At 49.7% G+C, this 9,292-nt stretch carries 7 protein-coding genes; 4 read left to right on the top strand and 3 right to left on the bottom strand.

From position 1 onward, the window contains the following. From ACO1NT_RS06380 to ACO1NT_RS06370, 3 genes are all read left to right on the top strand, one after another. Positions 1–1,987, top strand: a 1,987-nt coding sequence (locus tag ACO1NT_RS06380) for an efflux RND transporter permease subunit (protein ID WP_449047597.1), incomplete at its 5' end; no start/stop codon positions are given. A gap of 17 nt (positions 1,988–2,004) precedes the next feature. Then, positions 2,005–3,252 carry an efflux RND transporter periplasmic adaptor subunit gene (locus ACO1NT_RS06375; RefSeq protein WP_449047596.1) on the top strand — a complete coding sequence of 416 codons (1,248 nt, stop codon included), beginning with the start codon at positions 2,005–2,007 and terminating at the stop codon, positions 3,250–3,252. A gap of 267 nt (positions 3,253–3,519) precedes the next feature. Beyond that, a complete protein-coding gene (locus ACO1NT_RS06370) occupies positions 3,520–5,964 on the top strand; it encodes a right-handed parallel beta-helix repeat-containing protein (protein ID WP_449047595.1) in 2,445 nt (814 codons plus the stop codon). Here the strand turns inward: ACO1NT_RS06370 and ACO1NT_RS06365 are convergent. The 3 genes from ACO1NT_RS06365 to ACO1NT_RS06355 form a co-directional block, all read right to left on the bottom strand. Then, the gene (locus ACO1NT_RS06365) at positions 5,961–6,446 is read right to left on the bottom strand and encodes a YdeI/OmpD-associated family protein (RefSeq protein ID WP_449047593.1); all 486 of its coding nucleotides are present in this window, start codon (positions 6,444–6,446) and stop codon (positions 5,961–5,963) included. The two genes, ACO1NT_RS06370 and ACO1NT_RS06365, sit on opposite strands and share 4 nt — an antisense overlap. Before the next feature lie 18 nt (positions 6,447–6,464). Further along, a complete protein-coding gene (locus tag ACO1NT_RS06360) occupies positions 6,465–7,034 on the bottom strand; it encodes a YdeI/OmpD-associated family protein (RefSeq protein ID WP_449047592.1) in 570 nt (189 codons plus the stop codon). Positions 7,035–7,128: 94 nt separating this feature from the next. Continuing rightward, the gene (locus ACO1NT_RS06355; protein ID WP_449047591.1) at positions 7,129–7,902 is read right to left on the bottom strand and encodes a carboxypeptidase-like regulatory domain-containing protein; all 774 of its coding nucleotides are present in this window, start codon (positions 7,900–7,902) and stop codon (positions 7,129–7,131) included. A 304-nt stretch (positions 7,903–8,206) separates the two neighbouring features. Here ACO1NT_RS06355 and fbaA point away from each other — a divergent pair, with 304 nt between their 5' ends. After that, a complete protein-coding gene (gene fbaA, locus ACO1NT_RS06350; protein WP_449047590.1) occupies positions 8,207–9,286 on the top strand; it encodes a class II fructose-bisphosphate aldolase in 1,080 nt (359 codons plus the stop codon). The last annotated feature ends 6 nt before the right edge of the window (positions 9,287–9,292 follow it).

The following is a 9,292-nucleotide window of genomic DNA, read 5'->3' as shown; positions in this document are numbered from 1 at the left end:
CCAGATACCACTTTCGCAGATTGCTGAAGTCGATTATAAGTTGGGCCCGGCGCAAATCAGCCGCGAGGATGGCAAACGCAGGATTTATGTCGGCTTCAATGTGCAGGGAAGGGATGTGGCAAGTGTGGTAAACGAAATCCAGGTGCGGTTGGCGGAACAGGTGAAGCTCCCCACGGGTTATTACTTTACCTATGGCGGCCAGTTCGAAAATCTCCAAAAAGCCACAGACAGGTTACTGGTTGCAGTCCCGATCGCACTGCTCTTGATTTTTATACTGCTATATTTCACCTTCCATTCCCTGAAAGAGGCCATTTTAGTCTATACGGCTATTCCGATGAGCGCTATCGGTGGCGTGTTTGCCCTTCTCGTACGGGACATGCCTTTCAGTATTTCGGCCGGTGTTGGGTTTATCGCATTGTTCGGCGTAGCCGTATTAAACGGAATTGTGTTGATTGCAACCTTCAACCGATTGGAAAGGGAGGGTTGGGATAAAATTATTCCACGGATCATCGAGGGGACTAAAACCAGGCTACGGCCGGTACTGATGACGGCGTCGGTAGCGAGTTTGGGGTTTCTGCCGATGGCATTGAGTACCAGTGCAGGTGCTGAAGTACAAAAGCCATTGGCAACGGTGGTTATCGGTGGGCTGGTTACAGCAACTGTATTGACATTATTCGTTCTTCCCTTATTATATCTGGTATTTATGAAAAACAATAAACCACGTGGAGGCTCGCGGTTAGGCGCGGTAGCATCGACGGTAATACCGGTCTTATTCGTGTTCTTCTTCTTCGGTTTTTCGCAAAACGCTAGCGCCCAAACCATCGGGGTAGATGAGGCCATCGAAATCGCTTTGCAGAACAATATCGGGATCCAGTCCAAAAAATTGGATATCGAATCAGCGCAAAGCCTACGGAAGGCGGCGTTTGAATTGCCCAAAACGGCCGTGAACGTCCAATACGGCAATACCGATGGGTTTGAATATAATGATGGCATTCAAATTTCGCAGAACATACCGTTCCCCACACTTTTCAGCGCACGGAAAAACCTCGCCAACGAACAGGTGGTAAGCCGTGAATGGAAAAAGGCATTGACAACCAACGAACTGAAAAAGCAAGTGCGGACGTATTATTATCAACTGGCTTATTTAGCGCACAACGCTGCCGTATTGAAAAACTTGGACGGCGTTTACACCGATTTTATCCGAGTTGCAGAACTTCGGTATAAAACGGGCGATATCGGCAAATTGGATGTTAATGCTGCCGTTACCAAAAAGGGCGAGATAAGTTTGCTGTTCCAACAGAACGAGGTTTCTAGGCAAAATGCATACAACGGTTTGAAGACCTTAATGCAAACACAGACGGATTTCACCGTTGAGATACAATCGGATTATGAACCGATGCGTTTAAGTACGATCATTGATAGTGCGGCGGTCGGTAATCATCCGCGCGTCCAGCTATTATACCAAGAGGCCAAAGTTGCCGAACAGCGCAAGAAAGTGGAACGGGCTGCCTCCTTGCCAGACCTTACGCTGGGCTATAATAATATATCGTTGGTGGGGGTGCACAGCAAAAACGGAGTGGAACAATTTTATGGGAGAGGCCAACGGTTTAGTTCGGTCGAGGCAGGCATTGCCATACCGTTGACATTCGGCGCTACGAACGCTAAAATACGTTCATTGGATTACGAGGTTCAATCGCTCGCATTGGATGCAAAATGGCAGGAGCAACAGTTGAAAGCCGAACTGGCGAATGCCTTAAACCAGTATAGGCACAGTTTGGCACGGTTTAATTACTTCAAAGCGCAGGCGCTTCCGAATGCAGGTGAGATCATCGAAGCTGCAAAACTGGGATATGAGACCGGCGAAATATCGTATGTTGAATATCTTTATGCTTTGCAGACAATAACTGACACCAAACTGAATTACCTGAAGAGCATACAGGAAATCAATGAGACGGTAACACTTATCCATTCACTAATCAGTAAATAAGACATACGATGCAACAGATGATAAATAAATTATTCTTTTTCGTTTTCCTGGCAGGGGCCTTGGCTTCCTTTTATGCCTGTACAAACGGTCATGAACCAGAAGAAGCCCACGATCACGACGAATCGATGGAAACGTCGTCACACGAACATGAGGAAGGTAACGCGGTAACCCTTACCCATGAGCAGTTAAAAACGGTTGGTATTGAAATCGGTACCATTGAGCAAAAGCAACTGTCTGCAACCATGAAGGCCAACGGCTTTTTGCGAGTGCCTAATAATAACAAGGCGAACGCTACTTCGCTATTCGGCGGTATCGTGAAGACCCTGACGGTGGAGATAGGCGATAACGTAAAGAAAGGACAGGCCGTAGCTGTCATTTCCAACCCGCAATTCATACAATTGCAGGAAGAGTACCTGAATATCAATAGTAGCATCGCGTTCGCTGAACAAGAGTTCGACCGGCAACAGGATTTGAGCGAAGGCGATGTGGGTGCCAAGAAAAATTTACAACGTGCTACAGCCGAATTGAATACGTTACGAACGCGTAAAGCTTCACTGAAACAACAGATACGGCTGATGGGTATCGATCCGCTTTCATTATCAAATGCTAGCCTGAAGTCTTCATTGACCGTCACCAGCCCGATAAATGGCACGGTCAGTGATGTTTTTGCCAAAATAGGAAGCTATGTAGATGTCGCGTCGCCCATTGCAGAATTGGTAGAAAACAGTGCCCTACATTTAGATTTACAGGTATTTGAAAAAGATATCCCGCTGATCAAAGTCGGTCAGAAAATAGATTTCGTTGTAACAAACAGCCCGAACAAAACGTATACTGCCGAAGTATATAATATCGGCTCTTCTTTCAATAGCGATAGTAAGACCATTGCGATACACAGCGAGGTAATCGGCGATAAGACAGGACTTATCGACGGCATGAACATTACCGGTATCGTTGATCGGGGAGGCGAGTCAGGTCCGGCTGTCCCCAATGACGCAATCGTCAATGCGGATGGTAAATACTATATCTTTTTGGTCAAAGAAGAGGAAGGGGCGCTCCATGACCATAAGGAGGGCGAATCGCATAATCTCGGTTCTGAACAGGGTACGCGTTTCGAAAAAATCGAAGTGATGAAAGGTGCTACGGAATTGGGCTATACCGCGATTTCGCCTGTTATTGAAATTCCACAGGAGACGCATATCGTTGTGAAAGGAGCTTTTTTCGTAAATGCCAAGTTGAGCAATGCGGGCGATGCACATGCCCATTAGCGATATACAAAATTGATGTTCTGGCGGCTTTTCTAGGGAATCTGTTTTTTTGATACTAATATGAAAAGAAACCCTCAAGTCGACCATTTTGGCCAACACTGTGTTGCGGATATCATTTATGTGGCAAATTGAGACAGCTTATGTTAATCTGATTGAATGGCTGGTTAACTGAAGTTAATTGGGTAGGTGATACGCTCGCTACTTTTGCTTACGTTCGTTAAGATACAGGATGTTAGAAGCTTATCCCGATTGGCGAGATAACGACAAATGATATCCCACAGAACCCTCGGTACCCATAACAATTTAAGTATGACCAACGACAACGTTATAAAGGGTAGGATGGGACTGGCCCTGATATTATGGGCGAGCGGCATCTTTGCGTTAGGTGCCTGCAGTACAGTGGTGACCACCTATTACGTGGCCCCTAACGGCAGCGACGAGGGCGATGGCACAAAGCAACGGCCATTTATCTCCTTAGCATCGGCCAAACGTACCGTGGCGGATCTCAAGGAGCGAGGGAGCACCGATCGGTTTGAAATGGTGCTGCTGGAAGGCACGTATCACTTGTCGGCGCCATTGGTTTTCCACGCGGAAGAATCCGGAACCCCCAAAGCACCATATACGATCCGTGCAGACGATGGTGCGGAAGTGATACTGAGTGGGGGAGTGCCACTCGAATTAGATTGGGAACCTCAGGAAGGTGGGATATGGAAGAGCCCCGTTCACGGAGTAAATAACATAACAGCACTGTTTGCCGAAGAGAGGGCGCTGACGAGGGCACGGTACCCGAACAAGGAAGAAGGGAAACTTCCGTTTGGTGGGTTTGCCGCGGATGCGCTTGACCACGAACGGGTAGCCAGCTGGGAAAACCCGGCGGGCGGGTTTATCCATGCGATGCATCGTAGTAGATGGGGAGGTATGCATTACCGGATTACGGGTAAGGATGATGCCGGGAACTTGGTTTACGAGGGAGGCTGGCAGAACAACCGGCCCGGCCCGATGCACAAGACGCAGCGTTATGTGGAGAACATCTTCGAGGAACTCGACGCACCGGGCGAATGGTATTTTGCGGAAGCCGAACGGATGTTGTATTATATTCCCGAGGAGGGGCAGCAAGTCGAGGATATGCAATTCGTGGCTGCCCAGCTCGAAAGCCTGATCCAACTGAAAGGTAGTGAACAGCGCCCTGTGACCGATATCCATGTCGAAGGGATGGTCTTTCAGCACACTACCCCAACCTTCATGAAAACAGAAGAACAGCTTATGCGGAGCGATTGGGCCATTCACCGAAACGGGGCGGTGGTATTTGATGGTACGGAGCGTTGCGGTGTGCATAAAGGTACGTTCAGCTTGCTCGGCGGCAACGCCGTGTTTGTGAGCAATTACAACCGGAAGGCTGAAATTTCGGGGAACCTCATTGAGCACATCGGCGGGAGCGCTGTCTGTCTTGTGGGCAACATTAATGCTGTCCGCTCCCCTTCTTTCCGCTACGAAGAGTTTGTGCCTGCCAGCGATATAGATACCATACCGGGCCCTAAAAGCGGCGACTATCCAGCAGATTGCATAGTGGAAGATAACCTCATCCGCCACATTGGCTCCATCGAAAAACAGGTGGCCGGTGTGCAGATTCAGCTAGCAGCTCGTATCCAAGTGCGCCATAATACCATTTACCAAGTGCCGCGCGCGGGTATTAATATTGGAGATGGTGCCTGGGGAGGACACCTTATTGAACATAACGACGTGTTTGAAACGGTACTTGAAACGGGCGACCACGGTGCCTTCAATTCTTGGGGCAGGGACCGCTTTTGGCATCCGGATCGGAAGGTGATGGACAGTTTGGTTAAGGTCCATCCCGAGTGGATCTTATTGGATGCCGTGGAAACGACCATCATTCGAAACAACCGCTTCCGGTGCGACCATGGGTGGGATATCGATTTGGACGATGGTTCGAGCAACTATGAAATCTACAACAACCTGTGCCTGGCCGGAGGGCTCAAATTGCGGGAAGGGTTTTACCGGAGAGTCTATAATAATATCTTGGTGAACAATGGATTCCACCCGCATGTGTGGTTTGATAAAAGCCATGATGTGTTTACGAAAAATATCGTGATGACCGCCCATCAGGCGATACGCGTGGACCATTGGGGGGATATGGTGGACCATAATTTTTTTGTGGATAGCGCTGATCTTGAAGCAAGCCGGAAATACGGAGTCGAAGATGACGGAATAGTGGGCCATCCGCATTTTGCGGGCGCACCAGCGGCAGATTTTACGGTAGGAGACGAATCGGTATTCCTCAAACAGGGTTTTGAGAATTTTGCTATGGATGATTTCGGCGTGTTTTCTCCCGGATTGAAAGCAAAAGCGGAGGGTCCGGTGATATCGCCATTGGCGGCCGCAGAAACCTTTTCAGCAGGCGAGGTCGTGGAATGGCACGGCGCAAAAGTGAAGTCCGTAGAGACCCTTGGTGAGCAATCTGCCGCCGGTCTGGACCGGATAAGGGGGATATTATTAGTGAGTGTATCAGAAGGCTCGCAGGCGGCGCAAGCAGGTTTGCAGGCGGCTGATGTTCTTTTGGTCTGCGAAGGAACCGAAATGGATGCGGTAATCGATTTGGTGAAAGTGGAAGCTGCCAACAAATGGAAAGGGCAGTTACAATTGACGGTTTGGCGAAGCCAGCGGGAAAACCGGTTGACTCTCAACACCCATTAATCCAAGGTTTTCCGCCCCGCAAACGGCCCCTTTCCCAAAAGGAAATCCATGGCTTTAGCTACGTTCCGCTCGATACCGGCTTCCGTTTTGAGGGATGCAATGTACCGCATAATCTCCTTTTGTTTATATGGGGCAAGTGCATCAAAGCACTCTCGAGCTTGCTTGTTCTTGGCCAGCGCGGCTAGCAGCTTAGGGTGGGGGTGGATGGGCCGGTCGGCCGGGTCAAAGGAAACTTCCAATACCACGGTTTCGCCGATACGTTGGGGTGAGTTTTTGAGCATTTCGACGTTCACATACAGTCGCCAGGCACCGCTGTATTTTACCAGCGTTTGTCGGAACATTTTACCGTTTATCGTACCCTTAATTGGTATCGGCCCTTTGTCTTTCCCCGCTTGCGCCTGAATGGCGGTCAGTACCTTTTGGGGCACAAATACGAAGGGATTGATGCCGATGATGTCCAGATTGGCGTTGAATTTCCACATGGTTGTATAGCACTTCGTTTAGTATCCGGTTGGCTTTCGCCGTTGCGCTGCAGCCGTTGCTATTTCGGCGACGCGTTTTTGGCGTGTTTCGGAACGCTTAGCCAACACCACCCATTGCAGCAGCGCTTTCCGGACAGATTTACTGAGGCTGTCGAAATAAGCTTGAGCACCGACGTGGCGACCGATGGCAAAGGCCAAGTCGCTCGGCATCAGTAAGGCTTCAACACTATCCAGAATGGTCCACGAGCCGTTCCGTTTCGCCGTCTCGACGCAGGCCAATCCGGCCGGCGTCATTTGTCCAGCGATGACAAGCCGCTCCACCTTTTCCTTGTTGATCTTCGACCATGTGCCGGTGGGTTTACGCCTGCTGAAGAACTGTACGGTACGGTCATCATCGAGTTTCTTTTTGATGCTGTCTATCCATCCGAAGCATAGGGCTTCGTCGACCGCATCAGCCCAACTGATCGTGGGTATGCCGGATTGCTTTTTGTACTGGATAAGCCATACACCTTGATGGAGGTGATGGTTGCCGTGAAGCCAATTGCGCCATTCCGCGGTGGAGGAGGCGTATACCATTTCGTCATCCATCAAATCGTTTTTTGCCGTTTCATCATCGCTAAGCCAAAGGTACGATCCGGTAGTGACAACCCTATGGCAGGAGTGGGTTTTTGCTGGGGAACGGTTACTGCACTTGCCCCATAAGCGACGGTACCCTTCTCGGGTAGGCCTCCCTGTGTGTGTTGAAATCCTGATACTTGTTGCGGATATATAGCAATAGGTCGTAGTCTGAAAACCCGAGCAACTGTTCGTAGGTAGGCCTGAAAAACCAGTGGAAGACATCCAGTTCCCCGTCGGGAATATTCGTCTGCGCTTGGATGAGCGCCTTCGTATACCGGCGGTCCACGTAATCTTCGCGCTCGTCGCGCATGAGGGTTGCTTTTAGTAGCTTGCTCCGTCTCTGCTCGCGCGAGAACGAAGCAAAGAGCACATTGAGGTTGATGGCAATGCCCACGGGTGCGAGCGTCAGTGCCTCCCAAGGCTTCACAGGCTTGAAATTGAACTGATCAGCATACTCTTCGCGCATCCACAGCGAATCTTTCACAGAATTGCGCTTGCCGAGTATACGGACCTCAGCGAGGCCGATGGTTTTGCTTAACAATGAAATGTAAAGCAGCGTATCCGGGAGCGAGTACAAGGTAAGGGATGCTGGCTCGTAGCCAATGTGCGAGACGGAAATGGTGATCGGGAAGTTGGTGAAACCCGAGATGCCGAAACGCCCCGAAGCATCGGTGGCCGCGCGGCGGTTACCTATCGTAATGCTGGCCGCCCGGATGGCCTGCGCAGTTTCACGATCGCGCACCACACCGCCGAGATACTGCGCTTGCGCCAGTGGTATCGACAACATACTGCTGCAAATGAGCCAATACAACGATATGAGGCGACGACTTCTATACATGGTGCGGTAAAGGTAATAGTAGGCTCGCTTATGTCCAGTGGTTTTAACATTTGTTAACCAATATTTGATTTACTACATATGTCGCGTATACTTATTCAACCTTCTGGAACATTGTTCTTTTGCCGACAGGTGGGGAGAGCGTGTTGTTGGTTGGCAGATCAGGTATCCCCTTGGGAAGAATTTTTGACGATCAACCCATCGGAGTTGTCCTGGTCGGTGTAAAGCCCGGCTATGCATGGATTACCGATTTCCAAAAATTTTACCTACTTTCGAGGCCTTAAACAACGATAACTAAGAGAATACCATGAGTTTAAAAGATTTTAAAGGGGTTGTTACCGGTGATGCCGTACAGGAATTATTTGAGATCGCGAAGGCACATAAATTTGCATTGCCCGCAGTGAACGTCATCGGTACGGATTCGATAAATGCCGTAATGGAAACCGCCAAGGCGGTAAATTCCCCTGTGATTATCCAGCTGTCTAATGGCGGTGCGCAGTTCTACGCTGGTAAATCCATGAGTAACGACGGGCTGAAAGCGTGCGTGCTTGGTGCCGTGTCGGCGGCGCACCACGTACACTTGCTGGCCGAACATTACGGCGTAGCGGTTATCCTGCACACCGACCATGCGGCCAAAAAGTTATTGCCTTGGATCGATGGTATGCTGGACCATGGCGAACAATTCTTTAGGCAAAACGGCAAACCACTGTTTTCATCGCACATGCTCGATTTGTCTGAAGAGCCCATTGAAGAGAATATCGAGATATCGAAGAAATACCTCCAACGGATGAAGGCGCTTGGCATGACTGTGGAAATCGAACTTGGCGTAACCGGTGGGGAAGAGGATGGTGTGGACAACACCGACGTTGACAGTTCCAAATTGTACACCCAGCCCGAAGAGGTGGCTTACGCCTATGAAGAACTGAACAAGGTGAGCGATAAGTTTACCGTGGCTGCAGCTTTCGGAAACGTACATGGCGTCTATAAACCGGGCAACGTGAAATTGCAACCCGTTATCCTTCGCAATTCGCAGGAATATATCCGCGAGAAGTTTGGCTTGTCTGCCGAGAAGCCAGTGAACTTTGTTTTCCATGGTGGATCCGGTTCGGCTCCCGAAGAAATTGCGGAGGCAATATCCTATGGGGCAATCAAAATGAATATCGATACCGACATGCAATGGGCATTTTGGGATGGCGTACGTGGATACTACCAGGCAAATGAGGGATACCTGCAGAGCCAAATCGGCAACCCGGAAGGGGCGGATTCGCCAAACAAAAAATATTACGACCCACGTGTGTGGTTGCGCAAGGGCGAAGAGCACTTCGTGAAGCGCCTTACCCAGGCATTTGAAGAATTGAACGCGTTGGATGTGAATAGCAAGCTATAAGGCTAA

Source organism: Parapedobacter sp. (assembly GCF_053550995.1).
The sequence above is the reverse complement of the archived record's forward strand: the minus strand, read 5'-3'. Positions and strand labels throughout refer to the sequence as shown.